Source organism: Streptomyces sp. NPDC001508 (genome assembly GCF_040298665.1).
GTDB lineage: Bacteria > Actinomycetota > Actinomycetes > Streptomycetales > Streptomycetaceae > Streptomyces.
On the sequence record NZ_JBEPAP010000066.1, the window covers coordinates 17,768 to 42,255 of the forward strand.

The window sequence follows — 24,488 nt, forward strand, 5'->3', positions numbered from 1 at the left end:
CCCGCGGGGCGGGGGCGCCGTGCCGGGGTGCCCCGCAGGCCGACCGGTCGTCGGTAAAACGGGTGTCGGGGCGGGCGTAGCGTAGACGTCATGACGAAGTACGGATCCTTCCCCGGTACGCGTCCCCGTCGGCTGCGCACCACCCCCACCATGCGCCGCATGGTCGCCGAGACCCGGCTGCACCCGGCGGACTTCATCCTGCCCGCGTTCGTGCGGGAGGGTGTGAGCGAGCCCGTGCCGATCGCCACCATGCCGGGTGTCGTCCAGCACACCCGGGACAGCCTGAAGAAGGCCGCCGCGGAGGCGGTCGAGGCGGGGATCTCCGGGATCATGCTGTTCGGGGTGCCCGAGGAGGCCAAGAAGGACGCCGTCGGAACCCCGGGGACCGACCCGGACGGGATCCTCCAGGTCGCGATCCGTGAGGTGCGGGCCGAGGTCGGCGACGACCTGCTCGTCATGTCCGACCTGTGCCTGGACGAGACCACCGACCACGGGCACTGCGGTGTGCTCGACGCGCAGGGGCGTGTCGACAACGACGCCACCCTGGAGCGGTACGCCGAGATGGCCCAGGTGCAGGCCGACGCCGGTGCCCATGTGGTCGGGCCCAGCGGGATGATGGACGGGCAGATCGGGGTCGTCCGGGACGCCCTGGACCAGATCGGACGGGAGGACGTGGCGGTCCTCGCCTACACCGCCAAGTACTCGTCCGCCTTCTACGGGCCCTTCCGTGAGGCCGTCGCCTCCTCGCTCAGGGGCGACCGCAAGACGTACCAGCAGGACCCCGCCAACTGGCGTGAATCGCTCAGGGAGTTGGCGCTGGACCTGGAGGAGGGGGCCGACATGGTGATGGTGAAGCCGGCCGGGCCCTACCTCGACATCCTGGCCCGGGTCGCCGACGCCGTGGACGTGCCCGTCGCCGCCTACCAGATCTCCGGCGAGTACTCGATGATCGAGGCCGCCGCGGAGAAGGGCTGGGTCGACCGGGACCAGGCGATCATCGAGACGCTGACCGGTATCAAGCGGGCCGGGGCGCGCACCATCCTCACCTACTGGGCCGTCGAGGCGGCCCGGCGGCTGCGCTGACCATCCCCTCCGTGGCCGGTCGGACACGGTTCGAGGTCGGTCCGGTACCGAACCGGCGGCGGGGCGGTCTCGGTGTGCCTGCGATTCGGCCACGAAACGAACTCGGTGGCCGAAACGCCCGGGGGCCGGCCGGGGAATTCGGGGTGATCAAGGGTGAGTCTGTCCTGAAATCGGCGTAGATCCACGGGTGTTCGTCGTCCGTGGGCGAGGCGTCCCAGGTCGGCGACCGGCGCGACAGGTTCCTGCCAACGTCCATATCCTCTGCGTCTGGCCTGATCCGTTCCGGTGGGCCCCGGACGTCAATCCCTGGGGGGACGTTATGAACTGGTACATCGAGGTGCTCAAGAAGTACGCGGTCTTCGAGGGGCGGGCACGCCGCCAGGAGTACTGGATGTTCGCGCTGTTCAACGTGATCATCGCCATCGTGCTCGCCATCGTGGACGTCATCCTGGGCACCCAGATCCCGTCCCTCATCTACACCTTGGCGGTCCTGCTGCCCGGCCTCGGTGTCTCGGTCCGCCGTCTGCACGACACGGGCCGCAGCGGCTGGTGGCTGCTCATCGGGATCATCCCGGTGGTGGGCTTCATCGTGCTGCTGGTCTTCACGGTCAGCGAGGGCACGCGCGGTCAGAACGAGTACGGCGCGGACCCGAAGGGCGGCGGGTACGCCCCGGCGCACAGCTGACGCCCGTGGCGCGCACGCGCCCGACCCGTCCGAAGGCCGTCCGGTCCGCTCACCGGGCGGCCTTCCGGCTGTCCGCGTCCGCGAGATGACCGGCCGCCGGCGCCTGCCGCGCGGTGGCGGGGGCACGGTCCGACGGCCCCTCGTCGCGGAGCCCCGTTCCGTCGTGACATCCGCTCAGGGTCACGGCGGCGAGGGCGGCCAGGGCGACGAGCGCCGCGCGGGCGCCGTGTGCGGGCATGGGTCCTCCCGGCGGTGGGGGCGAAGGGCGCGGGCCCAGCGTGCGGCGTGCGGTGGTGGCGGCGCCATGGCCGGGGGCGAAGTGGGGACGCCGTGGGACGGGTCCGCGCCCTGAGCTGCCCGGACCGGCCCGTCCCGGACCGAGGGACGGGACACGGGAAGACCCACCGGACCCAGGACCCGACACCCCCACCCACCTGAGGCACACCGCCTGCTTGACATCCTTGACCCGGTCTTCACCCGCCGGACTGGCCTGGAGCGGCCTGCGGGCCGGGTCGGTATGGAGGGGGCGGGCCGGGGCGGTGGGTCAGTCCCACCAGAAGGACCAGGTGCGTTCGGATATCAGGGTTTCGGCGTAGTCGGCCAGGTTGTCCCGGCCGTTCTGGGTGAGGTTGTCCGGGCAGAACGCGAAGTGCTCGGCCGCCAGCGCCTCCGCCTCGGCCCGGGTGGCGGGCGGTGCGGCCACGGAGACGACCAGTGTGTCGAAGCCGAGGGCGACCACCCGTATCCCGAAGCGGTCCTCCCACGAGCGCAGCACCGCGCAGAGCCGGGCGACATCGTTCTCGTGGTTGACCGGGCCGGTCCAGCCGATGGCGGCGGGGATGTCGGCGGAGCGGCGGGCCGGGACGAGCGCCAGATGCGGATCCTTGAACCCGGCGTGCGAGCGGTCGCCCGCGTCGGCGCCGCTCAGCAGGTCGGCGACCCGGGCGGCGCAGACCCCGGGCTCGACGGTGAGCGACCCGGCGGAAGCCAGTCCGGGCCAGTCCGCCCCGAACGGCGCGAGGAGCCGGGCCAGTTCGGGATCGAACCCGTCCTCCTCGCCGTCGTCGCCCATGGCTTCCCAGCATTCCGCGAGCACGTCCTCGGCGTCGTGGTCCCCCGGGTACGAGGTGTCCGCCGGGGACAACTGCCACCGCTCCGGGCCGCCTTGGGGGCCGCCCAGATCGACGAGTACGGGCAGCAGGCCCACCCGGCCGGCCGGTGTGCCCAGCGCCGCCCAACTGCCGGGCGAGGCCGACTTGTCGGCATGCCACAGCAGAGGCTCCCGCCAGGGCCCGTCGTCCGTCGCGTCGATCAGTCTCCCGGGCGGGAGCCGGAGCCCCAGGGAACGCCCGCTCGGGTCGGCCGCCAGCTTGGGCAGCGGGTTGGGAAGAGTCGCCATGCCGCGACTTTAAGGGGAGGCAGTGACAACACGAACGGCGCTCGCCGGAACGTCTTGAGTTCTGGTGGTCGTCGCATTACCCCAGCCGGGGGAGGGCGAGGGACTTCGAGGTCCGGGACCAGGGGGGACGGTTGCGGGTCCTGCGGCACGGGGAGCCGGTCACTTCGCCGCGACCGGCCCGAGACGGGTGCCTCAGGCGACCGCCGTCAGCTCTGCGATCCGGGTGAACTCCTTCTCCAGGCGGTCGCGGCCGAGGGCCGCGAATTCCTGGTCGAGGTCTGCCGGTGTGACCTCGCGCAGTTCCACCATCGTGCGGGCGGCCCGGACCCAAGGCGCCCACTGCGAGCCGTATTTCACCTGTTCCATGTGCGCCCCCGGGATGGGCTGGAGTGTCTGTGGGTGGTGGAGGGGACCGACGACACCCCACGCGGGCACGCGCCTGGCCCACGCCGCCACGAACCGCCCACCCCGGAGGGCATGGCAGAGCTGGACGGAGATCCCGGCGCACGGTACGCACACCGGGGGACTCGTGGTCCGTTCCCCTTCGCGGATCGGGCCGACGCTGTCCCGCAGGAGGAAGAGGTGGGGGCCGTGCGGGTCGGGCGGCATGCGGGAGCAGACCTGGCACATCATGTTCAGCATCGCTCTGCGCTGCCGGTAGGGGTGGACTTCCCGGAGCCGTGGGCTGCCCCTGCGCTGCTTCGGCCGCAGGGCGTACCGGGCCCAGAGCACGCCGAAGCTGTCGCGGTCGTACGGCGTTTCATCCGCGTACGCGATCCCCGGGGCCATGCAGCGGCGGACGAGCGGGCGGTTCAGGAGCCTTTCCTCGCTCCATCCGGCGATGTAGGGAACGACGCCTGCTGGTGCCGGAGGCAACACGATCGAGAACCTTCCTTTGTTGGGACGAGGGTGGCGGCCCGGCACACCGCTGGGCATCACGGGGTCGGGTGTGCCGGGCCGGGGCCCGCCGGCTCCCGCGGGGGAGAGTCGGGAGCGGGAAACCGGCGGGCGCCTTGGGGGCTCCGGTCACTCCCTGGGGCGCGAGCGACCGGAGCCGGTCATGGGGTCAGCGGCCGATTCCGGCCACGAGGGCACCTATGAGGGTGGCCAGGACCAGCGCGTAGAAGAACTGGCCCTTCGGGCTGTCCGGCCTCATGGGCATCGCCGCCTCTCTTCCCCGGGACGCCGCGGCTGAAGCGAGGTGGGGCTCCAGGAGTGTGCCTGCCGGTGTGACTTCGGACGGGCCGCAGGCGAACGTGTTCCCGGCCGCGTACGGGTCGGAGCCCGCTTCCACGGCTTGGATGAGCCGGATGTCGTCGGCGAGCAGTTGGCGCCAGGGGCACAGGCCGTACCTGTCCGCGGTCACCGGGGCTTCCGTTCGTCTCGGTGGCGGGGACACTGGCAGGGCGGGTACCTGTCCGTGGCCGGTGTCAGCCCCTGGGCGGGCGGGACGACGATCCGTACGTTGTCACGGGTGACCGTCCCGTAGCGGTCCACCTGGTAGACCCGCATGGTCATGTGGCTGAGCGGCGGGCTCGCGTGCGGGGACCGCGCCCCTGCGGTCGTCTGCCAGCCGGTCACCGACGGTTGTCCCTGACGAGTCGGTACAGGCTGCGGCCGACGGTGCAGTTGGCGGCTGTCGCCTCCGTCTCACAGAGGTCGCACAGGGGCGCGTGGGCGAACAGGCCGCGGTGCGCACGGTCGGCGACGCACTTCCGGCAGGCGCGCGGGAAGCACGTACCCGCGTCAGCCTTCTGCTCGCCGAGGTCGACAGCCGTCTCGATCGTCAGAGGCCCGCCGCACCAGATGCACACGCGGCCGGCGGTCCGGTCCTCGTCCAGGCTGTCCAGGTCGGGCAACGCCAAGACCGCCAACACCTCTGGTGGGATCTCATGGACGGTGGTGCTCATCGGCTCGCCCCCTGGGACGGCCGGACGGGACTGTGCGTCACGTCGACTCCTTCGGCAGTCGGCCACACCCCGGGACCGTTCGCGCGGTCGCCGGGGTCTCACTTGCTGACTCAGAGTGCCGACAGAAAAGCGGTGTGGCGTTGACAAAGGTGTCAACGCCACGATGCTTGATCGGAGTTCACCTATGTGCTACACGCCACACCACAGCGCGTAATCTCGAAGGTCATCACTGACGCGCGGCCGTGCCCGCAGCAGAGTGGCCACCGTCTCGTGCACCGAATGGTGGTAGCGGGTGAGCTGCGGTGACGCCGACCGAGCAGCCAGCAGTGACTTCAGAGCCTCATCCTGCTGCGCTGTCCAGGTTTCGGCGTTGGCCTTGTCGATCCAGAAGTGTGCCGCGCGGGTGGGCGGGTAGTCGTCGGGAAGCCGCACATCCGAGGCGACAGCCAGAGCCTGGTCATAGTCGTTCTGATCGCCCGCGGCAGAGATCTCGTGCAGACGGACGTTCAAGGGCCCGAACGCGAGGGCGTAGTCACGCGTCTCGCCGGTCCGCTCGGCGAGTTCGGCCGCCTCTCCGATCCAGTCGCCCGCGCTGCTTTCGTCGCCGCCACGAGCCGACAGGGTCGCGGCCCGCAGTTGGAGCGTGCCCCGGACTGCACGCGTCTGCCGCGTCCCATCGTCATCCAGCTCCCGCAACGCGTGCCGCATCAGGGACACCCCGCGATCCAGGCGGGAGCTGTCGGCGGCCATCTGGGCACGCTCGTACCGCTCGATGGCCACCTGCCGTGGATCGCCCGACTGCGGGGCGGCCACGCCCATGCGGGACAGGGCCAGCCTGGCGAGGTCCATGTACCCGATCCGGTAAGCCACGATGGCCGCCGTGCGGCAGATCTCAGCCTGTGCGGCATACGCGCGCTCGCGGTCTCTCCCCGCGGTGGCGTGGAGCTGCGTGGCCAAGGCCAGTTCAGAGATGAGCCCGGGCAGGTCCTCGGCGATCTCGGTGAACCGGGCCTTCACTCGTAGGTCGTAGAGGCGTCCTACGTCACCCTCGATGGCGTCGAGCGGGCGGGGCGGTGGAGCGTCGTCCGGCGGCAGGTCCCAGTCGTCGAACGCGGTGCTGATAGGTGTGAGGATCGCGTCCAACTGCTCCTTCTGGAGCGTCTGAATGTAGGGCTGTCCCCGGAGGACGGAGACCTTCACGGCAAGGGCACGGGCCACGGAGGCGAGAACAGACTCGCTTGGGGCGCGCCGGCCGGTCTCGATGCGGGAGAGCAGGCTCGGCGAGACGTGTGCCCGCCGGCCGAGTTCGGACAGGGAGTAGTCGCGGATGGCTCGGAAATCTCGGATGCGTGCCCCGATGCGCTCTGGGGCAGCGGAGGCGGTGTCGGGCATACTGGACCCCTTCGAGTCTCGACACCCCGAAGGTACTCCTGGCAGTGCCGGAGAAACGGCGCACGGCCCTTATCTACCTCGTTGGTGGCTGTCGCGCCTGTACGGCCGTCTTCGGCCCTAACGAAAGCGACCCCCGCCGCCCGAAGGGGGCCAACTCACTCAGGACACGTGTACTGGCGGCGCTGCGGCTCCAAACCGAACGCCTGCGAAGACGACGGCGACGGCAGGTCAGACGGCTGTGCCGCCACCGACCGGCGGTACACCGCCAAGAAGCGGTCGCCGGAATGACTCGGGAGCGGCAGGTCGGCCACCACGTCGCGATGGCACGCGCTTCACTCCTGACACGGCACAAGGACACCGCGCCAAGGACATCATCGGCGCAACCCCGAGCCCTGGGAGCGAGTTGCGTGCGCTGGCCAAACGCTGTGGACTCCGCGCATGACGTCTCCAGTGCTGTACCTGATCGCCTGCGCCGCAGGGCCCGCCCAGTACATCGACGACGGCGTGCGTGCCGCGCAGACTGACGGGTGGGACGTGTGCCTGCTGCTCACCCCGTCCGCGGCGGGCTGGTGGGAGCCGCGCATGCAGGAACTCGTGGAGTTGACCGGGCATCCGGTGCGGTCGCGGTACAAGCTGCCGTGGCAGAAGGACGTGTTGCCGAAGGCGGACGCGATGCTGGTGGCGCCGATGTCGCTCGCCGCGCCGGAGCCCTCCTCGGCCTCCCGCTCGGCCGCGTACTTCACCGCACCGATGCCGACGTACCGGCCGTTCTCGGTGATCTCCTGCTCGGTCAGGCCGACCTTCTCGGCCTTCTCGCGGACGACCGAGGTGGCCCGGTCGATCGCCTCGTCCAGGAGGTCCACCAGCCGGACCGTCTCGCCCGCACGCGTCTTGAACGGCTTGCCGTCCTTGCCGAGGACCGTGCCGAACGCCAGCTGCTGCGTCTTCACGTCCCCGTTGAGCCAGCCCGCCCGGCGGGCCGTCAGACACTCTGGCCCCCGAACTGTCCTGGCTCCGCACTCACCGTAGCGGTGTCGGTTCGCCTTGTGAGGGCGGTCAGGCGGAGACGATCCCAACGAGGTCGAGCAGACTGTCTATACGGTAGTCCGCTGAGGCTGCCTCCACGGTGTCGGCCCACAGGTGTCCCCATGGCCCGCGGCGCAGGTGCGCGGCGCGTAGCCCGGCCGCCTGCGCGGGCCCGATGTCGTTGGCGGGGTGGTCACCGACGTACAGGGACGTGTGCGGGTCGGTGCCGCTGGCGGCAAGCACGCGGTGGAAGAAGTCGGTCGACGGCTTGGCGGCGTCGAGTTCGGCGGACGTGGTGATGTAGTCGGCCGGCAAGTCGAGTCCGCGAAGCAGTTCGCCGGCGCGGGCGGTTTGGTTCCCGGCGATGACGACGCGGACGTCCTGATCCTGGAGCGCGCAGAGGGCGGGCCGCACGTCGTCGTACAGGTCGCTTTCATCGAGGCGTTCCCCGCGTCCGGCGGCTTCCCGTGCGGCGTACTCGGCCTGGATGTCGATGCCGGGGCGGATGAGGCGCAGTGCTTCGGAGTTGTCGTCCCCGCGGGCGACGACGGCGCCGACGAGGGCGGAGAGAGTGTGGCGGGGGATGGTGAGCCAGTCGGCCCAGGTTGCCCAGTACCGGTCATCTCTGGTGATCGTCTCGCCGACGTCGAGGATCACAGCGCGAATCATGGTCGGGAGCCTACCTGGGCATGACGTGATGAGACTTCGTCAGGCGACCGCCGCCAGCGCTGCGATCCGGGTGAACTCCTTCTCCAGGCGGTCGCGGCCGAGGGTCGCGAATTCCTGGTCGAGGTCCGCCGGGGTCACTCCGCGGAGTTCCACCATGGTGCGGGCGGCCCGGACCCAGGGGGCCCATTGCGAGCCGTACTTGACGTGTTCCATGTGGCATCCCGGGATGGGCTGGAGTGTCTGTGGGGGGTGGAGGGTACCGACGACTCCCCATGCGGGTACGTGTCTCGCCCATGCCGCCACGAATTGCCCGCGGCGCAGGGCGTGGCAGAGTTGGATGGAGATCCCAGTCGCGGTGGTGGCGGACTGAATCTGATCTTCAAGGCAGGCAAGGAACTGCAATCCTGGAACGGCCTGTCAGGTGTGCGGGACCTTAATAGTCGACTTTTTGGATTGATCGCGGCTTGAGGGAGGGAATGGCGAGTGAACGCCGATGAAACCCGGAAGGAAAAGCAGAAGATTCGGGAAGGGGTGTGGTCGCTGCTTGACAGTAAGAAAGCAGTATTGACCGAAGCGGCCGGACGCATCCCGTTCTTCTTTGGAGCAGATTCCACCGCTCTCCGCCTCGCCACCCATCCTGCATGGAAGGCGTCTCGTGTCATCAAGGCAGTTCCAGACAAAGCTCAGATGCCAGTGAGAGAGCAGGCTCTCAAAGAAGGAAAGCGGGTTTACATGGCTGCGCCGAAACTTGCCGCGGCCAAGCCCTTCTATTTTCTGGATCCCGAAACTCTTACCATTCCTGCCGGTGAAGCCGCCGACAGGCGAACGGCGGCTCAATATGCAATCCCTGTAGACCTTGATGAAATGCCGCCCGTTGATCTGGTGGTATGCGGCAGTGTGGCCGTCAACGCGCGCGGGGCACGACTCGGCAAAGGCGCCGGCTACGCGGATATTGAAGTGGCCCTTCTGCAAGAAGCTGGACTGATCGGGCCTGATGTACTCATCGCAACTACCGTGCATGAGTTGCAAGTGATCGACAGAGAGCTTCCGGAATCTGCCCATGACTTCCGGGTCGACCTGATTATCACGCCGGAGAGAATCATTGAATGCCCGCCCCATGAGCGGCCCCGGGGGATTATCTGGGACTCTCTGAACCCGGAGATGATCGCGGAGATTCCAGCTCTGGCAAATCGAAGGCCTTGAAGGTCAGCGCTGATTGCCTCCAACAGATCGCCCGGCCGATCGGCCGCCCTCAATGCCCTCCGTGCGCCCTGGCCCGTCCGGTCGTCGGCAGTAGAGCGCCCCGGTCGCATCATGCCCACCCTTCCCCGCGCTGCGGGCGCGCCTGCGTGTCCGCTGACGTCATCAACGACGCGGCCCAACGCCTCATGTCCCGGCCCACCGCGGCCTCCGCCGTGTCCACCGCGGTCTCCTCAGCGGGGGCCTGCTCGGAGAGGAGGGCGGCGGCGGGCACGCCCAGTTCCTGGGCGAGCGCGTACAGGATCGGCAGCGACGGGACCTTGAGGCCCCGTTCGATCTGCGACAGGTAGTCGGGCGAGATGCCGACCAGTCCGGCGACCGCGTCCTGTCGGCGTCCACCGCGGTAGTGCCTGATCCGGTCCCCGATGGGAAGGTCTGCTGCCACCATGCGCCCACTCCTTGCTCTGTGTTCTGAGCGTAGGCTGCCCCGCTACACGGTGAGGTGCAGTTCGTGGAGAGAGGAACGCTGGTGCCGGAGCTGGTTCTGTGGGACATCGACCACACGCTGATGGCGACGCGGGGCCTCGGACGTGAGCTGTGGGCCGAGGCGTTTCACCAGGTGACCGGCGTGAGGATGCGTGAGCAGGCGGACGTCACCGGGTCCACGGAACGGGTGATCCTGCGCGAGACGGCGCGGCTGCACGATGTGCCCTACACCGACGGCCTGTTCACGGCGTTCGCCGAAGCGCTCGGGGCCGTGCACCTTCGTCGTGTCGCCGAGTTGCGCGAGCGCGGTCACGCTCTCCCCGGGGCCGTCGCCGTCCTGTCGGCCGTTGCGGAGCAGGGCGTGCGCCAGTCCGTGGTGACGGGCAACGTGCGTGGGGCCGCAGAGGTGAAGCTGGCGGTGTTCGGTCTCGACAGCTACCTGAGCCTGGACGGTGGCGCGTACGGCGAGGACGGTGAAGGACGGCCCGAGCTACTGCGTGCAGCACTGAAGCGCGCGGCCGTCCCTCCGGGAGCCGCCGTGTTCCTGGGAGACACGCGCGCCGACGTGGCGGCGGGGCACGGGGCCGGGGTGCGGGTGGTGGCTGTTGCGACCGGCCGCGCCTCGGCGAGCGACCTGGGCAACGCTGGTGCTGATGTCGTGCTGGACGACCTGTCGGATGTCCGGCGGGTCGTTGCTGCCATCGGGGCATGACGAAGTGGCCCCCGCCGTCCGGTGGTTGCCCGGGTTTCGGCGGGGGCGTTCGCGGCTGGCCGCGGGGGTGCGGGTCAGAGTCGTTCGGGTGTGCGGATGCCGAGCAGGCGCATGCCGCGGTGCAGTGTGCGGGCCGTGAGGTCGACGAGGAACAGGCGGTTCGCCCGCTGGTCCGGGGTGTCGGCCTTCAGGACCGGGCACTGGTCGTAGAACGCGGTCAGCAGCGTGGCCAGGTGGTAGAGGTACGCGGCCAGCTTGTGCGGCTCGTACGCCGCGGCCACCTCGCGGACCGTCTCGGCGAACCGGTCCAGGTGCAGGCCCAGTGCGCGCTCCGCCGGTGCCAGCGGCAGTTCCGGGTGGGCGGCCGGGCGGGCGTCGCCCGCCTTGCGCAGGATCGACTGGATACGGGCGTACGCGTACTGGAGGTAGACCGAGGTGTCGCCGTTGAGCGAGACCATCTGGTCGAGGTCGAACTTGTAGTCCCGTACCGCCGACGTGGACAGGTCCGCGTACTTCACCGCACCGATGCCGACGTACCGGCCGTTCTCGGCGATCTCCTCCTCGGTCAGGCCCACCTTCTCGGCCTTCTCGCGGACGACCGACGTGGCCCGGTCGATCGCCTCGTCCAGGAGGTCCACCAGCCGGACCGTCTCGCCCGCACGCGTCTTGAACGGCTTGCCGTCCTTGCCGAGGACCGTGCCGAACGCCAACTGCTGTGCCTTCACGTCCCCGTTGAGCCAGCCCGCCCGGCGGGCCGTCTCGAAGACCATGCGGAAGTGCAGCGACTGGCGGGCGTCGACCACGTACAGCAGCGTGTCCGCCTTCAGGTTGAAGACGCGGTCCCGGATCGCGGACAGGTCCGTCGCCGCGTAGCCGTAGCCGCCGTCGGACTTCTGCACGATCAGCGGGACCGGCTGGCCGTCCGGGCCCTTGACGTCGTCGAAGAACACGCAGAGCGCGCCCTCGGAGCGGACCGCCACGCCGGACTCCTCCAGCAGGCGGCAGGTCTCGGCCAGCATGTCGTTGTACCCGGACTCGCCGACGATGTCCGGGTCGTGGATCTCCATGTCCAGCTTCTCGAAGACCGAGAAGAAGTAGATCTTCGACTCGTCCACGAACCGCTGCCAGGTGGCGAGCGTCTTCGGTTCGCCTGCCTGGAGGTCGACCACCCGGCGCCTGGCCCGCGTCTTGAACTCCTCGTCGGAGTCGAAGAGCCCCCGCGCCGCCTTGTAGAGGCGGTCGAGGTTCGACATCGCCTCCTCGCCCGAGACCGCGGTGCTCTCGTCGGCCTTGTGGTCCAGCTCGTGCGGGTGCTCGTCCAGGTACTGGATGAGCATGCCGAACTGGGTGCCCCAGTCGCCGATGTGGTGGCGGCGGACCACGGTCTCGCCGGTGAACTCCAGGATCTGGACCACCGCGTCGCCGATGACGGCCGAGCGCAGATGGCCGACGTGCATCTCCTTCGCCACGTTCGGCTGGGCGTAGTCGATCACCGTCGTGCCGGGGTCGGGGGCGTGGGGCACGCCGAGGCGGCCCGTCTCGTCCGCGTACCGTTCCGCGAGGTTCCGGGTGATCGCGCCGTCGCCGACGGTGATGTTCAGGAAGCCGGGTCCGGAGACCTCGAGGTCCTCGATCACATCACCGGTGGCGACCTGGGAGACGACCTCGGTCGCCAGCTCCCGCGGGTTCGCCTTGGCCTTCTTGGCGAGCGCCAGGATCCCGTTGGCCTGGAAGTCCGCCCGGTCGCTTCGTCGCAGCAGCGGGTCCGCGGAGTCGGCGTCCGGCAGTGCCGCCGAGAGGGCCGCCGCGAGACGCTGCTGTACGGAGTCGCTGAGGGACGTGACCGAGGCCATAGGAAGGGGTGCCGTTCTCCTCGTGGGATGGATGGTCTCCGTCAGTATCCCACGGGGGGTAAAGCGGTTTTCGCGGTCGCAAGCCGGTCTGTGACAATGGGGTGTCAACCGTTCAGAAAGAAGGACGTGCCGATCGTGGCTCAGAGCACCGAGACCACCGACTGGGTCTCCCGTTTCGCGGATGAGGTCATCGAGGAGTCGGAGCGTCGAGCCCCGGGTAAACCACTCGTCGTCGCGTCCGGCCTCTCTCCCTCCGGCCCGATCCACCTGGGCAACCTCCGCGAGGTCATGACCCCGCACCTGGTCGCCGACGAGATCCGCCGCCGCGGCCGCCGGGTCCGGCACCTGATCTCCTGGGACGACTACGACCGCTACCGCAAGGTCCCGGCCGGCATCGCGGGCGTCGACGGGTCCTGGGCCGAGCACATCGGCAAGCCGCTGACGTCCGTGCCCGCTCCGCACGGCTCCGCGTACCCGAACTGGGCCGAGCACTTCAAGGCCGCCATGACCGAGTCGCTGGCCGAACTGGGCGTGGAGTTCGACGGGGTCAGCCAGACCGCGCAGTACACCTCCGGCGCCTATCGCGAGCAGATCCTGCACGCGATGCGGCACCGCGGTGACATCGACGCGATCCTCGCGCAGTACCGGACCAAGCCGAAGGCGCAGAAGCAGTCGCAGAAGCCGGTCGACGAGGCCGAGCGGGAGGCCGAGGAGGGCTCCGGCGCGGCGAGCGAGGACGACGGCAGCTCCGGTTCCGCCGGCTACTTCCCGTACAAGCCGTACTGCGGCAACTGCGAGAAGGACCTCACCACGGTCACCTCGTACGACGACGACAGCACCGAGCTGACGTACGTCTGCGGTGCCTGCGGCTTCACGGAGACCGTCCGGCTGAGCGAGTTCGACCGCGGCAAGCTGGTGTGGAAGGTCGACTGGCCGATGCGGTGGGCGTACGAGGGGGTCGTCTTCGAACCCTCCGGCGTGGACCACTCCTCGCCGGGATCCAGCTTCCAGGTCGGCGGCCAGATCGTCGGGATCTTCGGCGGCAAGCAGCCCATCGGGCCGATGTACGCCTTCGTCGGGATCAGCGGCATGGCGAAGATGTCGTCGTCGCGTGGCGGCGTGCCCACCCCGGCCGACGCGCTGAAGATCATGGAGCCGCAGCTGCTGCGCTGGCTGTACGCCCGCCGCAGGCCCAACCAGTCCTTCAAGATCGCCTTCGACCAGGAGATCCAGCGTCTGTACGACGAGTGGGACAAGCTGGCGGCCAAGGTCGCCGAGGGCGCCGCGCTCCCCGGGGACGTGGCCGCCTACACGCGTGCCGTCGGCACGGCGGCCGGCGACCTGCCGAGGACGCCGCGTCCGCTGCCGTACCGCACGCTCGCGTCGGTCGCCGACATCACCGCCGGCCACCAGGACCAGGCGCTGCGCATCCTGTCCGAACTCGACCCGGCCGATCCGCTGGGCTCGCTCGACGAGGCCCGTCCGCGCTACGACAAGGCCGAGGCGTGGATCAACACACACGTCCCGGCCGACCAGCGCACCATCGTGCGCGAGGAGCCCGACGCCGAGCTGCTGAAGTCCCTCGACGAGCGGGGGCAGCAGTCGTTGCGGCTGCTGCTGGACGGACTGGCCGGGAACTGGTCGCTGGACGGGCTGACCCACCTCGTGTACGGCGTGCCCAAGGTGCAGGCCGGGTTCTCCGCCGACGCCACACCGAAGGAGCTGCCGCCGGAGATCAAGACCGCCCAGCGGTCGTTCTTCGCGCTGCTGTACCACCTGCTGGTCGGCCGCGACACCGGCCCACGCCTGCCCACGCTGCTGCTGGCGGTCGGCCAGGACCGCGTCCGCACCCTGCTCGGGGAGTAACCACCACCATGACGAGGGCGCCCGGTGAACACCGAGCGCCCTCGTCGGTCGTGTTGTGTTCGCCCGGTGGCTCCGGGGCTCAGGCGATGTGGTCCTCTTCCAGTTCTGCGGTGTGGCGGTTGGTGAAGCGGCTGACCATGCGCTTGGCGTCGTCCGAGGGCAGCGAGCTGCCGAACTCGGCCTCGACGTTGTCGCCGAACTCGCGCGGGGTCGGGTAGCTGCCGTTGATCGACTTCTTGAACACCTGGTAGTACGCGTCCTCGTCCGGCTTCGCGGCCGGGGTGCCGCCGCCCTCGCCCAGCTCCCGGGTGCGGTTCGGGCCCACCGGGATCGGGAAGCTGCCGGTGTCCTCGGGGGAGGGGACGGGCGGCTCGGGCTCCTGGTACGGCTGCTCCTGGTGCGGCTGCTCCGGGTACGGCCCGGCGGTCTGCTGCTCCTGGTACGGCTGGTCCGGGTGCGGGCCGGTGGCCTGCTGGTCCTGGGGCTGCTGCGGGTACGGGCCGCCCGGTAGCCGGTCCGGGTACTGCTGGGCCTCGAACCACTGCTGCTCGTACTGCTCGTCGGGGCCGTACCGGGGGCCGTACGCCGGGTCGTGGCCCGGGTCGAAGAAGGGGTCGTATCCCCCCTGGTAGTCGACGTGCTGGGGGTGCGCCTGGAACCAGGGGCTCTGCTCCGGGTCCTGCGCGGCATCCGGCTGCCCGGCGTCCTGCTCGGCCGGCCCGGAGTGCTGCTCGTCGGCGTCGGCGGGCGCCGGCTGCTGCCGGACGGGGGCCGGCGCGACGGCCGGGCCGGGGACGTCGGCCGTCGGCAGCTCCCGCTGCGGGGGCGCCGCGGGTATCAGGATCGGTTCTATGCCCGCCGCGGCCAGGCCCGAGGGGGCCGTCTCGCCCAGCGGCACCCCGTACTTGGCCAGCCGCAGCGGCATCAGGGACTCCACCGGCGCCTTCCTGCGCCACGCCCGGCCGAAGCGGGAGCGCAGCCGCGCCTGGTACACGAGGCGTTCCTGCTCCAGCTTGATCACCTGCTCGTAGGAGCGCAGCTCCCACAGCTTCATGCGGCGCCACAACAGGAACGTCGGGACGGGGGAGAGCAGCCAGCGGGTGAGACGGACCCCCTCCATGTGCTTGTCCGCCGTGATGTCGGCGATACGGCCGATGGCGTGCCGTGCGGCCTCGACCGAGACCACGAACAGCACCGGGATCACCGCGTGCATGCCCACGCCCAGCGGGTCGGGCCAGGCCGCCGCGCCGTTGAAGGCGATGGTCGCCGCGGTCAGCAGCCAGGCCGTCTGGCGCAGCAGCGGGAAGGGGATGCGGATCCAGGTCAGCAGCAGGTCCAGGGCGAGCAGGACGCAGATGCCGGCGTCGATGCCGATCGGGAAGACGTAGGAGAAATTCCCGAACCCCTTCTTGAGGGCCAGCTCGCGGACGGCCGCGTAGGAACCGGCGAAGCCGATGCCGGCGATGATCACGGCGCCGGTCACGACCACGCCGATGAGAACGCGGTGCATCCGGGTCAGCTGGATTGGCCGGGCCACCCGATTCCCCTCCCCTTACGTGTCGTTGCGCGCAACAGGGTGGCACATGTGTGCGGCGCGCGTGTCGCCGGTCCGTCAGCAGGCCGCTCGTCAGCCCTTCTTGGCCGACTCCGACGCGGAGGGCGACTTGGCGGGGGACGCGGACGCCGACTTGGACGCGGACTTGGAGGGGGACGCGGATGCCGACTCGGAGGGGGACGCGGACGGTGAGCCGCCCCCGTCGTTCGCCGACGACACCGCGGCCACGGCCTCCTTGGCGGCCTTCTGCGCGGCCTTCGCCAGATCGTCGGCGCTCGGGGTCTTCTCGCCGGCCAGGCCCGCACCGTTGTAGTCGAGGGTGACGACGACGTTCTCGACGCGTGCCACGACCGTCTGCTGCTTGAAGGCGCCTTCCTTCTTCTTCAGGTCGTAGCGCACCGTGGTCGCCTCGTCGCCCGCCCCGGCGAGCGGCTGCGACGTGACGTTCTTGGCGCCTTCCACGGCCTGCGCGTCCTGGACCTGCTTGGCGTAGTACTCATGCGCCTGCTTGTCGGCCGAGCCGCGGTGGGTGTCGGACTCGAAACGCAGCAGGGAGACGCTCAGCCAGCGGAACTGGGAGCCCTTCACCCCGTTGTCGTCCAGGCTGGTCCAGGAGCAACTGGCCCGGGACGACGTGTCGTTGGATGCGCCCTCCTTGCCCGACGACGCGCCCTTCGGGACGAGATCGCCGAGCGTCTTCTTCGACAGCACGGCGCACGACTCCGGCAGCTTGCGGTACGCGGCGGCCTGGACGGTGGGCGACGGGCTCACCGAGCCGCCGGTCGCGCTGCCGCTCGGGGACTGCTTGGCGTCGTCGCCCTGGGAGCCGGAGTCCGAGGAGCAGCCGGCGGCGACGAGCACCGCCGGGACTGCGGCCGCGCAGACAAGGGCTCGGCGCAGCCTCCCCGCTCGCCGGTCACGCTGATCACGGTGGTCGTCTCGCTGGGCTGCTCGCTGCATGGTTCCTTCACTCATGACGCTCGTGTTCCTGCGGTCGGATCGGGTCCGGGGGGCCACGGTACGCGGTGAAGGAGCGGTGCGGTTCCGGTTCGCGTGCCTCGCGGAGCGCCACCGAGGCGGGCGAGGGGGCCGCTAGCCGCTCAGCGAGTCGGCCAGTTGCGCGGCCAGATTCCGCGCCCTGTCCTGCATTTCCTTGCTGTCCGGGGTCACCCCGACGGTCGTCGGCTGCTCCGCGTACTCGATGGTCACGATCACGTTGGACGTGCGGAACACCACAGTCACCGTCCGCCGCGCGGCCGTCGAACCGGAGCCGCCGAGCTGGTCGTCGAGGAAGGACTCGTCGCCCAGGCCGTCGAGCACGCGCGGCTGGAGGTCGGGCGGGGTGGCGCCGCCGGACGCGCCGGCCGACGGCGAGGCGGACGAGGCGGACGAGGCCGAGGAAGAGGACGAGGCCGAGGAAGAGGATGAAGACGAGGCCGAGGGCGAGGGCGAGTTGCCGGGCGAGGCGTCGGTGGTCGCTTCGCCGCCGGCCGCGAGCGCCGAGGAGGAGGCGGGCACGCTGGGCTCGGGCAGATCGGCCGCCGTCACCCTGGCCGCGAACAGGGTCTGCGCCTGGCTGTCGTCGCTGACGGCGTTGTCGTAGGACACGACCCGCTCGAAGTCGACGAGGAGGTGGTCGGTGGCGTCGGCGGACTCGACCTTCCAACGGCAGCCGACCTTGCGGTCGGTGTCGTACGTCAGGGTCGCGGTGCCCTCGTATGCCTTGGCCCGCTGGTCCTGGTCGGCGATCTGCTTGATGCCGGGCAACAGGGAGTCGAGGGTGCCGCGGCCGACCGCGCCGCAGGGTTCGGGCAGCGTGCGGTACTTGCCGGGCTGGGCGGCCTCGGTCGCCGTTCCGGTGTCGCCCGGGTTCGCGTTGTCCGTCGACCCCGTGTCACCGGACCCGCCGGTGCAGCCGGTCAGCAGCGCCGCGAGGAGGGCGGCGGTGCCGATTGCGTACGCCTTCCGCTGCACGGTCAGGGTCCTCTCGACGGTGTCGGTGCGTTCGGATCTCCAGTGTCCCCGCTGGTTATTCGCTTGCCGCAGCGGGGCGCACCCTGGAGACAATGTGTATCGCACGCGCCGCCGTACACGCCGGTCCGTTGTCGCTTTTCGTCGACTGTGGCGGCCATTTTGCCGTGTGTCGTTTCTAAGGCTTTTGTTGACTTCTCGGGGGAATCGTCTCGGGGGAATGAGGAAGACATGTCGTACGTGGAGATACCGGGCGCGAAGGTTCCCATCCGTATGTGGACGGACCCCGCCACGGTCGAGGACGTCGCGCTGCAGCAGTTGCGCAACGTCGCCACGCTGCCCTGGATCAAGGGCCTGGCCGTGATGCCGGACGTCCACTACGGCAAGGGTGCGACGGTCGGATCGGTCATCGCCATGCAGGGCGCGGTGTGCCCGGCCGCGGTGGGCGTGGACATCGGCTGCGGGATGTCGGCGGTGAAGACGTCGCTGACGGAGAACGACCTGCCGGGGGACCTGGCCCGGCTGCGCTCGAAGATCGAGGAGGCGATTCCGGTGGGCCGGGGCATGCATGAGGACCCCGTGCATCCGTCCCGTTTCCACGGCCTCGGCACCGCGCAGTGGGACGGGTTCTGGGGGCGGTTCGACGGGGTCGCGGACGCGGTCAGGTTCCGGGCGGAGCGGGCCCGCAAGCAGATGGGCACGCTCGGCTCCGGCAACCACTTCTGCGAGGTGTGCGTCGACACGACCGGCGCCGTCTGGCTCATGCTGCACTCCGGCTCCCGCAACATCGGCAAGGAACTCGCGGACCACCACATCGAGGTCGCCCGGGGCCTTGCGCACAACCAGGGACTGGTCGACCGCGACCTCGCCGTCTTCGTGGCGGACACCCCGCAGATGGCGGCGTACGAACACGATCTGTACTGGGCGCAGGAGTACGCGCGGCACAACCGGTCGCTCATGATGGCGCTGCTCAAGGAGGTCGTCCGCAAAGAGTTCAAGAAGGCCAAGGTGACCTTCGAGCCCGAGGTGAGCTGCCACCACAACTACGTGAGCCGTGAGCGCTACGAGGGCATGGACCTGCTCGTCACCCGCAAGGGCGCGATCCGGGCGGGCTCCGGCGAGTACGGGATCATCCCGGGCTCGATGGGCACGGGCTCGTACATCGTGCGCGGCCTCGGCAACGAGAAGTCCTTCAACTCCGCGTCGCACGGCGCCGGTCGGCGCATGAGCCGCAACGCAGCAAAGCGCCGTTTCTCCACCAAGGACCTGGAGGAGCAGACGCGTGGCGTGGAGTGCCGCAAGGACTCCGGCGTGGTCGATGAGATCCCGGGCGCCTACAAGCCGATCGAGCAGGTCATCGACCAGCAGCGGGACCTGGTGGCGGTCGTCGCGAAGCTGAAACAGGTCGTGTGTGTGAAGGGTTGAGGCCCAGGCCCCTGGAGAGTGCCGTCGGGCGCCGGGGCCTCAGCCGTCCGGCGGGGGCTGCGTCCGGGTCTCGCGCAGCCGGTTGACCCGGTCCGTGCTGAAGGCCACCGTTCGCCTCATGTGGCGGAGGATCGTGGCGAGTTCGGCCTCGTCCAGGTCCTCGAAGAGAGCGGCCCAGTCGCCGCCCAGCCGCTCCCAGGCCCGCCCGAACTCGGCGATCCTCTCCGGTACGGTCGCCACCAGCACCCGCCGCCGGTCGGACGCGTCCCGCTCCCGGACCACATAGCCCGACCGCTCAAGCCGGTCCACCAGCCGGGTCGCCGACCCGGTCGTCAGCCCGGTCAGCTCCGCGACCCGGCCCGTCGTCACCGGAGCCCGCTCCAGCGTGAGCAGGTTCAGACACTGCAGATCGGTGGGGTGCAGGCCCAGCCGGTCGGCGACGGCCTGGTTGAACAGGGCGTACGAGGCCATGTACCGGCGGGAGACGGTGGACAGCTCCGCCAGCAGCCGCCCCCGCGCGCTCCCGCTCCCGGTCATGCGCTCCCTTTCGCTCGCGTCCTTGCGCGCGTGCCGTTCAGCCGGCGCCGTTTCGTCCGGGCTGTTTCGTCCGGGTTCTTGTGTGCGCGTTGTTTCGTCCGGGCTGTTTCGTCCGGGTTCTTGTGTGCGCGTTGTTTCGTCCGGGCTGCTTCGTCCGGGTCCTTGCGTGCCCGTTGTCTCGCCGGCGCTGCTTCGTGCGTGGCGTTGAGCATGCGCCGGGGGCGGGCCGTGCCCGGTCAGAAGGCGTAGGGGTCGCCGGTGTTCAGGATCAGCAGCCGTTCTCGGTCGTTGGTGCGGTCGCGGTCCACCGTGCCGCCGTTCCACACCGTGTCGAGTTCCACCATGATCTCCGGGGGCCGGTCCCGCAGCGCCACCAGGAGCCGGATCTGCTCCCCGATCCCGTCCTCGGCCAGCGGTCCCGTCCCGCACACCAGCTCCCGCTCGCCCGTGCGCACGCATCCGGCCGGCAGCTCCTGCCGGTCCGCGAGCGGCACCGACCAGCGCAGCTGCACGCTCGCGCCCGGCACCGCGGACGGGCCGTGGTTGCGCGGCGTGAACCGGATGTCGACCCGGTCCCCGGCCAGCACCGCCGACCCGTGGTACGCCAGATCCGCCTCCGGCGCCCCGGCCGTCCCGGTTGCCCTGGCGGGCCCGGTGGTTCCGGCTGTCCCGGCGATCCCGCTAGTCCCGGTGGTCCCGGCTGCTCCGGCTGTCCCGATCGTCCCGGCAGTCCCGGACGCCCCGGCGGGCCCGGCGGCGGCGACCGCCGCCAGCGCGGCGGCGCCCCACACAGCAAGCACACTCGTCCTTCGCATGCCACCCACTCCGTCGTGCGATCCGGTGTCACGTCATGGCGTACGCAGGGATGTATGCCACGCGCGGCGGGCGGCAGGCGCCGTCCATCAGGTGACACCGTGCATGCCAAGCTGCGCCCATGCCGATCCTCCGTTCCGCCGCCCTGTTCGTCGTCGCCGCCCTCTTCGAGATCGGCGGCGCCTGGCTCGTCTGGCAGGGCGTCCGGGAGCACCGCGGCTGGTGGTGGATGACCGGCGGCGTGCTCGCCCTCGGCGCCTACGGCTTTGTCGCCACCTTCCAGCCCGACGCCCACTTCGGCCGCATCCTCGCCGCCTACGGCGGGATCTTCGTGGCCGGCTCGATCCTGTGGGGTGTGGTCGCCGACGGCTACCGGCCCGACCGCTGGGACATCGCCGGCGCGCTGATCTGCCTCGCCGGGATGGCCGTGATCATGTGGGCGCCGCGCGAGGCCGGCTGATCCGCCGCCCCGGAACCGGGCGAGGGGCGGCGGCGGTCGTCACCTACCCTGGGCACAGACCCGCCTCCGCCCGTCCGAGGAGCAGCCCATGGCCACCGCCGTACCGCCCGCCGCCTCCCGCATCGCCGTCGTCACCGGTGCGAGCAGCGGAATCGGCGCCGCCACCGCCCGTGCGCTGGCCGCCGCCGGCTACCGGGTCGTCCTCACGGCCCGCCGCAAGGACCGCATCGAGGCGCTGGCCGAGGAGATCGACGCGGCCGGGGGCGCGGCGACGGCCTATCCGCTGGACGTCACCGACCGGGCCGCCGTCGACGAGTTCGCGACCGCCTTCAAGACGGTCGGGGTCCTGGTCAACAACGCGGGCGGGGCGCTCGGCGCCGACCCGGTCGCCACCGGCGACCCGGCGGACTGGCGCGCCATGTACGAGACGAACGTCATCGGCACCCTCAACCTCACCCAGGCGCTGCTGCCCCAGCTGGAGGCGAGCGGTGACGGCACGGTCGTGGTGGTCTCCTCCACCGCGGGCCACGGCACCTATGAGGGCGGCGCGGGCTATGTCGCCGCCAAGCACGGCGCGCATGTCCTCGCCGAGACCCTGCGCCTGGAGATCGTCGGCCGGCCGGTCCGTGTCATCGAGATCGCGCCCGGCATGGTCAGGACGGACGAGTTCGCGCTGACCCGTTTCGGCGGTGACGCGGAGAAGGCGGCGAAGGTGTACGAGGGCGTGGCGGAGCCGCTCACCGCGCAGGACGTGGCGGAGACCATCGCCTGGGCGGTGACCCGCCCCAGCCATGTCAATGTGGACCTGCTGATTCTGCGTCCGCGCGCGCAGGCGTCGAACACGAAGGTGCACCGGGAGCGCTGATGTCCGAGGAGCCTTCGCCGGAGCGCGCCGCCGAGAAGCGCCGGCTCGCCCAGGAGACGAAGAACGAGCGTCAGGTCTGGTACTTCCTCGCGTACTTCCTCTTCGGCATCCACATCCTGGCCTGGGTCATGATCTACGCGGTGCGCCACGGCAACTGATTCCTTCCCGGTAAGCGCCCGTCGCTCGCTGTGATCGCGAGGTTTGCGCTGCCGCCCATGCAATCCTCAAGCCCGGGCAGCCGTAGGGCCCTTGGTAGGAACGATCTTGCGATGGATTGTTCTGACCGAGGGGCCTCAGGTGTCGACCAGTGTCACCTGCACCGCGGTGCTCGACGTGAAGCGGTCCACCGCCGGGCACCTGCCCCGGTTGCTGTGCGATCACCGCATCGCGGCCCGAACCCGGAGGGGCAAGCGTGCGCTGGGCTGCTCCCGCCAGGCGGTGCTCGTCCTGCGCTGGTTCATCGACGGCACCCGCCTTTCCCAACTCGCGTGCGACAACGGGCTGGGCCTCCACCGCATACCGCTGCCTCCACGAGGGGCTGACAGCAACTCAAGGGCATGCGTGGCGGGGTTTGCACGGGCGAGTTCCGACAGCAGCGCGGGCGCACCGCCCGGCCAACCGATGGCCATCTGTTCGAAAGTGCAGTGCGTCGAGTTCAGGGGTGGGAAGGCCGCCGTCCCCTCCTTATCCGGACCGGACGGTTCAGTTGAGGCCCCCCGCTATGCGGCCAGGCGGCGGATTCCCGCCCGGCCCGGAGGCACCGCCGTGGCCTGGATCCCGATGACCTCGACGGCGACGCCCCACGCCTCCAGCACCTTGGCCGTCTGCACGAGGGTGACCTGGGAGAACGGGAACAGCGTGTCGGCGGTGAGGCCGGTTCCGTTCTTCAGCAGGATCGCGAATACGACCTTCGACGGCCGGAAGCCGTCCGGCAGGGCCCGGCCGGGCCGGGATGCGGCCACCTTCCGGGCGAACCCGTCCATGGCCTCCGGCGAGTGCAGCAGGGTCTGAACGGCGACCACGGCCTGACCGAACAGATGGCTCAGCGCGTCGGAGCCCTTGGCCCGCTTCACCATGACCAGGACGTCGTCCGGGCTCAGCAGGTCGCAGATCTCCACGCCGTTGCCCCGGTGCAGCGTGGTCCGGACGTTGTCACGGTCGAAGCAGACGTACCCGGGCCGCAGGTCGGGCACCGACTCGTTGTAGTCCCGCTCCTTGTCCCCGAATACCCAGGCCGGAAGGTCGACCGAGGGCGTGCCGGTGATGAGCCGCTCCACCTGCGAACGGATCGTCTCCAGGTACACCTCACCGATCTCGTACCACTGCCCGTCGAGCAGGAAGAACCGGCGGGCACCGAACGCCAACTCCGCCTCGATCCACCGCAGCACGCTCGACGTCCAGATGACGTCGCCCTTCTCCGCCCGGGTGTGCGTGTAGAGGGTGACGGTGCCGTCCCGGAGCGCGGCGAAGCGCGTTCCCGCCCTCTGCACGCGGGCCCGGTTGAGGACGTACTCCAGGCTGAAGTCGTCGGTGAGGTGTGCCTCCAGGCTGTGCACCTTGATGGCGAATGCCTGGGCGGCGCCGTAGTCGTCCCAGTGCTCGGACGGGACGGCGACTGCGATACGTCCGTCCGGTACCTCGCCCAGCATGTCGTCGAGCCGCTTCTCCAGCCGCGTGACGAGGTCGGCGTCCTTGACCGGGACGATGTGCTCGACGAACTCCAGTTCCGGAGCCGGTGCCTCGTCCCGAAGGACTCGGGCGATGGCCCGGATGTCCGCGACCAGGTCCGCGGCGTCGATACCGAGGCGCATCCGCAGCCCGGTACCGCCCTCGACGCTGGAGATCTTCGTACGGTCGTCCTGAGCGATCGTCAGCTGGATCCCGTCCAGTCGGCCGCCCAGCCGCCGCACGATCTGCGCATGTTCCTGGACACCCAGGCTCCAGACCGGAGCACCGCCGGGCACGAGGGTGATGTCGGTCCGGCCGCCGCCCGGCGTATGGGAGACCATGTCCCGAATCTGGGCGGGGTCCACCCTGCGGATCACGAAGCTCAGCCCGAACCGCCGGTCCTTGACCCGGTCGGGCACCAAACGGAAGCCTTGGTCGTAGCCGACGGCGTACACCTCGCCGTCGACCGCGAGCATCAGCAGCCCGGCCGACCGGTTCACCGGTCGCGCCACCTCGCACCCGGTCGTGCGATTGATCTCGCCGCACCAGCTCGCGACCGGCTGCTCGAAGCTGCCGGTGACCAGCAGCGCCGGAACACCCAACCGCTCCTGGGGAAAGTGGAGTTCCGCGTCAACGGCTTCGAGCCGAGCCGGGTCGAGGATGTCGAACATCGCGTCGACCGTGGGAGCGACACCCGTGAGTCGGTACAGGGTGCGCTTGGACGTGCCGGACGTGCTGGTGGCCATGGCGCCGCTCCATTCGAATCGACGTGTTGTGGGCAGGGGGAAGCCCGGTAGGCCCGGGGAAGCCGGGAAGCCGAGCGAAAGCACAACCAGTAGAGCGGCAACTGAAAGCACTGTCAAATGCTTCCCGCCGGTTGGGTGTCGGTATAGAGTGGAGTCGTCCAGCACGC

General features: G+C 70.2%; 25 protein-coding genes and 3 pseudogenes. 11 read left to right on the forward strand and 17 right to left on the reverse strand.

All coding sequences use genetic code 11. The features are described 5' to 3' along the window. The first annotated feature begins 90 nt into the window (after positions 1–90). On the forward strand, positions 91–1,083 hold the full coding sequence (gene hemB / locus ABT245_RS37630; protein ID WP_351743077.1) for a porphobilinogen synthase: 993 nt from the start codon (positions 91–93) through the stop codon (positions 1,081–1,083). A 319-nt stretch (positions 1,084–1,402) separates the two neighbouring features. Then, the gene (locus tag ABT245_RS37635; RefSeq protein WP_351743079.1) at positions 1,403–1,768 is read left to right on the forward strand and encodes a DUF805 domain-containing protein; all 366 of its coding nucleotides are present in this window, start codon (positions 1,403–1,405) and stop codon (positions 1,766–1,768) included. A gap of 49 nt (positions 1,769–1,817) precedes the next feature. On the opposite strand, the gene ABT245_RS37640 is transcribed toward ABT245_RS37635, so the two are convergent. The 6 genes from ABT245_RS37640 to ABT245_RS37665 all read right to left on the reverse strand — a co-directional run bounded on the left by ABT245_RS37640 (position 1,818) and on the right by ABT245_RS37665 (position 6,469). Then, the gene (locus tag ABT245_RS37640) at positions 1,818–2,006 is read right to left on the reverse strand and encodes a hypothetical protein (RefSeq protein ID WP_351743081.1); all 189 of its coding nucleotides are present in this window, start codon (positions 2,004–2,006) and stop codon (positions 1,818–1,820) included. Between the two features lie 306 nt (positions 2,007–2,312). Continuing rightward, positions 2,313–3,167, reverse strand: a complete 855-nt coding sequence (locus ABT245_RS37645; RefSeq protein ID WP_351743084.1) for a DUF4253 domain-containing protein — start codon at positions 3,165–3,167, stop codon at positions 2,313–2,315. A gap of 192 nt (positions 3,168–3,359) precedes the next feature. Continuing rightward, positions 3,360–4,046: a hypothetical protein gene (locus ABT245_RS37650; RefSeq protein ID WP_351743087.1), complete on the reverse strand. Its 687-nt coding sequence runs from the start codon at positions 4,044–4,046 to the stop codon at positions 3,360–3,362. A gap of 187 nt (positions 4,047–4,233) precedes the next feature. Beyond that, entirely contained in the window at positions 4,234–4,533 is a 300-nt protein-coding gene (locus ABT245_RS37655; protein ID WP_351743089.1) for a hypothetical protein, read from the reverse strand. 211 nt (positions 4,534–4,744) lie between these two features. Next, entirely contained in the window at positions 4,745–5,077 is a 333-nt protein-coding gene (locus ABT245_RS37660; RefSeq protein WP_351743092.1) for a hypothetical protein, read from the reverse strand. Between the two features lie 189 nt (positions 5,078–5,266). After that, complete coding sequence (locus ABT245_RS37665) at positions 5,267–6,469, reverse strand: helix-turn-helix domain-containing protein (RefSeq protein ID WP_351743095.1); 1,203 nt, start codon at positions 6,467–6,469, stop codon at positions 5,267–5,269. Between the two features lie 438 nt (positions 6,470–6,907). Between ABT245_RS37665 and ABT245_RS37670 the strand changes: the two are divergent. Further along, positions 6,908–7,162: pseudogene (locus ABT245_RS37670) on the forward strand (flavoprotein); the annotation flags it as partial. A 38-nt stretch (positions 7,163–7,200) separates the two neighbouring features. Here ABT245_RS37670 and argS (ABT245_RS37675) read toward each other — a convergent pair. The 3 genes and pseudogenes from argS (ABT245_RS37675) to ABT245_RS37685 form a co-directional block, all read right to left on the reverse strand. Further along, positions 7,201–7,452: pseudogene (gene argS / locus ABT245_RS37675) on the reverse strand (arginine--tRNA ligase domain-containing protein); the annotation flags it as partial. A 73-nt stretch (positions 7,453–7,525) separates the two neighbouring features. Further along, positions 7,526–8,164 carry an HAD family hydrolase gene (locus tag ABT245_RS37680; protein WP_351743098.1) on the reverse strand — a complete coding sequence of 213 codons (639 nt, stop codon included), beginning with the start codon at positions 8,162–8,164 and terminating at the stop codon, positions 7,526–7,528. Positions 8,165–8,203: 39 nt separating this feature from the next. Further along, the gene (locus tag ABT245_RS37685; protein ID WP_351743101.1) at positions 8,204–8,377 is read right to left on the reverse strand and encodes a hypothetical protein; all 174 of its coding nucleotides are present in this window, start codon (positions 8,375–8,377) and stop codon (positions 8,204–8,206) included. A 270-nt stretch (positions 8,378–8,647) separates the two neighbouring features. Between ABT245_RS37685 and ABT245_RS37690 the strand changes: the two genes are divergently transcribed. Then, positions 8,648–9,367 carry a 5-formyltetrahydrofolate cyclo-ligase gene (locus ABT245_RS37690; protein WP_351743103.1) on the forward strand — a complete coding sequence of 240 codons (720 nt, stop codon included), beginning with the start codon at positions 8,648–8,650 and terminating at the stop codon, positions 9,365–9,367. A gap of 109 nt (positions 9,368–9,476) precedes the next feature. On the opposite strand, the gene ABT245_RS37695 is transcribed toward ABT245_RS37690, so the two are convergent. Then, positions 9,477–9,812, reverse strand: a complete 336-nt coding sequence (locus ABT245_RS37695; protein WP_351743106.1) for a helix-turn-helix domain-containing protein — start codon at positions 9,810–9,812, stop codon at positions 9,477–9,479. An 81-nt stretch (positions 9,813–9,893) separates the two neighbouring features. On the opposite strand from ABT245_RS37695, the gene ABT245_RS37700 reads away from it, so the two are divergent. Then, positions 9,894–10,562: an HAD family hydrolase gene (locus tag ABT245_RS37700; protein WP_351743108.1), complete on the forward strand. Its 669-nt coding sequence runs from the start codon at positions 9,894–9,896 to the stop codon at positions 10,560–10,562. A 74-nt stretch (positions 10,563–10,636) separates the two neighbouring features. On the opposite strand, the gene argS (ABT245_RS37705) is transcribed toward ABT245_RS37700, so the two are convergent. Then, a complete protein-coding gene (gene argS / locus ABT245_RS37705) occupies positions 10,637–12,415 on the reverse strand; it encodes an arginine--tRNA ligase (protein ID WP_351743110.1) in 1,779 nt (592 codons plus the stop codon). 126 nt (positions 12,416–12,541) lie between these two features. On the opposite strand from argS (ABT245_RS37705), the gene lysS reads away from it, so the two are divergent. Next, positions 12,542–14,281 (forward strand): lysine--tRNA ligase, encoded by a 1,740-nt coding sequence (gene lysS / locus ABT245_RS37710; RefSeq protein WP_351743112.1) that lies wholly within the window; start codon positions 12,542–12,544, stop codon positions 14,279–14,281. A 79-nt stretch (positions 14,282–14,360) separates the two neighbouring features. Here the strand turns inward: lysS and ABT245_RS37715 are convergent, their stop codons facing one another. The 3 genes from ABT245_RS37715 to ABT245_RS37725 all read right to left on the reverse strand — a co-directional run bounded on the left by ABT245_RS37715 (position 14,361) and on the right by ABT245_RS37725 (position 17,810). Further along, positions 14,361–15,791 carry a DUF2637 domain-containing protein gene (locus ABT245_RS37715; RefSeq protein ID WP_351743161.1) on the reverse strand — a complete coding sequence of 477 codons (1,431 nt, stop codon included), beginning with the start codon at positions 15,789–15,791 and terminating at the stop codon, positions 14,361–14,363. 117 nt (positions 15,792–15,908) lie between these two features. Next, the gene (locus tag ABT245_RS37720) at positions 15,909–16,811 is read right to left on the reverse strand and encodes a DUF3558 family protein (RefSeq protein ID WP_351743114.1); all 903 of its coding nucleotides are present in this window, start codon (positions 16,809–16,811) and stop codon (positions 15,909–15,911) included. A 117-nt stretch (positions 16,812–16,928) separates the two neighbouring features. Next, complete coding sequence (locus tag ABT245_RS37725) at positions 16,929–17,810, reverse strand: DUF3558 domain-containing protein (protein WP_351743116.1); 882 nt, start codon at positions 17,808–17,810, stop codon at positions 16,929–16,931. A 228-nt stretch (positions 17,811–18,038) separates the two neighbouring features. Between ABT245_RS37725 and ABT245_RS37730 the strand changes: the two genes are divergently transcribed. Further along, entirely contained in the window at positions 18,039–19,232 is a 1,194-nt protein-coding gene (locus tag ABT245_RS37730) for an RtcB family protein (protein WP_351743119.1), read from the forward strand. 39 nt (positions 19,233–19,271) lie between these two features. Here the strand turns inward: ABT245_RS37730 and ABT245_RS37735 are convergent, their stop codons facing one another. Then, positions 19,272–19,769 carry a MarR family winged helix-turn-helix transcriptional regulator gene (locus ABT245_RS37735; protein ID WP_351743122.1) on the reverse strand — a complete coding sequence of 166 codons (498 nt, stop codon included), beginning with the start codon at positions 19,767–19,769 and terminating at the stop codon, positions 19,272–19,274. 236 nt (positions 19,770–20,005) lie between these two features. Further along, on the reverse strand, positions 20,006–20,584 hold the full coding sequence (locus tag ABT245_RS37740; RefSeq protein ID WP_351743124.1) for a hypothetical protein: 579 nt from the start codon (positions 20,582–20,584) through the stop codon (positions 20,006–20,008). A 119-nt stretch (positions 20,585–20,703) separates the two neighbouring features. Here ABT245_RS37740 and ABT245_RS37745 point away from each other — a divergent pair, with 119 nt between their 5' ends. From ABT245_RS37745 to ABT245_RS37760, 4 genes and pseudogenes are all read left to right on the forward strand, one after another. Then, positions 20,704–21,042, forward strand: a complete 339-nt coding sequence (locus ABT245_RS37745; RefSeq protein ID WP_351743127.1) for a YnfA family protein — start codon at positions 20,704–20,706, stop codon at positions 21,040–21,042. 88 nt (positions 21,043–21,130) lie between these two features. Then, positions 21,131–21,907, forward strand: coding sequence for an SDR family NAD(P)-dependent oxidoreductase (locus ABT245_RS37750; RefSeq protein WP_351743129.1), 777 nt, complete (start codon positions 21,131–21,133; stop codon positions 21,905–21,907). Then, positions 21,907–22,065, forward strand: coding sequence for a hypothetical protein (locus ABT245_RS37755; RefSeq protein ID WP_351743132.1), 159 nt, complete (start codon positions 21,907–21,909; stop codon positions 22,063–22,065). Before ABT245_RS37750 ends, ABT245_RS37755 begins: the two co-directional genes overlap by 1 nt. 139 nt (positions 22,066–22,204) lie before the next feature. Next, positions 22,205–22,448: pseudogene (locus ABT245_RS37760) on the forward strand (IS5/IS1182 family transposase); the annotation flags it as partial. A gap of 178 nt (positions 22,449–22,626) precedes the next feature. On the opposite strand, the gene ABT245_RS37765 reads toward ABT245_RS37760, so the two are convergent. Next, complete coding sequence (locus ABT245_RS37765; protein WP_351743135.1) at positions 22,627–24,321, reverse strand: TIGR04141 family sporadically distributed protein; 1,695 nt, start codon at positions 24,319–24,321, stop codon at positions 22,627–22,629. Positions 24,322–24,488 lie beyond the last annotated feature (167 nt).

What these genes read in the sequence shown, in the direction of transcription:
- hemB (WP_351743077.1), top strand. Translation starts at nt 91, where the DNA reads ATGACGAAGTACGGATCCTTCCCCGGTACGCGTCCCCGTCGGCTGCGC.
- ABT245_RS37635 (WP_351743079.1), top strand. Translation starts at nt 1,403, where the DNA reads ATGAACTGGTACATCGAGGTGCTCAAGAAGTACGCGGTCTTCGAGGGG.
- ABT245_RS37640 (WP_351743081.1), bottom strand. Translation starts at nt 2,006, where the DNA reads ATGCCCGCACACGGCGCCCGCGCGGCGCTCGTCGCCCTGGCCGCCCTC.
- ABT245_RS37645 (WP_351743084.1), bottom strand. Translation starts at nt 3,167, where the DNA reads ATGGCGACTCTTCCCAACCCGCTGCCCAAGCTGGCGGCCGACCCGAGC.
- ABT245_RS37660 (WP_351743092.1), bottom strand. Translation starts at nt 5,077, where the DNA reads ATGAGCACCACCGTCCATGAGATCCCACCAGAGGTGTTGGCGGTCTTG.
- ABT245_RS37665 (WP_351743095.1), bottom strand. Translation starts at nt 6,469, where the DNA reads ATGCCCGACACCGCCTCCGCTGCCCCAGAGCGCATCGGGGCACGCATC.
- ABT245_RS37680 (WP_351743098.1), bottom strand. Translation starts at nt 8,164, where the DNA reads ATGATTCGCGCTGTGATCCTCGACGTCGGCGAGACGATCACCAGAGAT.
- ABT245_RS37685 (WP_351743101.1), bottom strand. Translation starts at nt 8,377, where the DNA reads ATGGAACACGTCAAGTACGGCTCGCAATGGGCCCCCTGGGTCCGGGCC.
- ABT245_RS37695 (WP_351743106.1), bottom strand. Translation starts at nt 9,812, where the DNA reads ATGGTGGCAGCAGACCTTCCCATCGGGGACCGGATCAGGCACTACCGC.
- argS (WP_351743110.1), bottom strand. Translation starts at nt 12,415, where the DNA reads ATGGCCTCGGTCACGTCCCTCAGCGACTCCGTACAGCAGCGTCTCGCG.
- ABT245_RS37715 (WP_351743161.1), bottom strand. Translation starts at nt 15,791, where the DNA reads ATGCACCGCGTTCTCATCGGCGTGGTCGTGACCGGCGCCGTGATCATC.
- ABT245_RS37720 (WP_351743114.1), bottom strand. Translation starts at nt 16,811, where the DNA reads ATGAGTGAAGGAACCATGCAGCGAGCAGCCCAGCGAGACGACCACCGT.
- ABT245_RS37730 (WP_351743119.1), top strand. Translation starts at nt 18,039, where the DNA reads ATGTCGTACGTGGAGATACCGGGCGCGAAGGTTCCCATCCGTATGTGG.
- ABT245_RS37735 (WP_351743122.1), bottom strand. Translation starts at nt 19,769, where the DNA reads ATGACCGGGAGCGGGAGCGCGCGGGGGCGGCTGCTGGCGGAGCTGTCC.
- ABT245_RS37740 (WP_351743124.1), bottom strand. Translation starts at nt 20,584, where the DNA reads ATGCGAAGGACGAGTGTGCTTGCTGTGTGGGGCGCCGCCGCGCTGGCG.
- ABT245_RS37745 (WP_351743127.1), top strand. Translation starts at nt 20,704, where the DNA reads ATGCCGATCCTCCGTTCCGCCGCCCTGTTCGTCGTCGCCGCCCTCTTC.
- ABT245_RS37750 (WP_351743129.1), top strand. Translation starts at nt 21,131, where the DNA reads ATGGCCACCGCCGTACCGCCCGCCGCCTCCCGCATCGCCGTCGTCACC.
- ABT245_RS37755 (WP_351743132.1), top strand. Translation starts at nt 21,907, where the DNA reads ATGTCCGAGGAGCCTTCGCCGGAGCGCGCCGCCGAGAAGCGCCGGCTC.
- ABT245_RS37765 (WP_351743135.1), bottom strand. Translation starts at nt 24,321, where the DNA reads ATGGCCACCAGCACGTCCGGCACGTCCAAGCGCACCCTGTACCGACTC.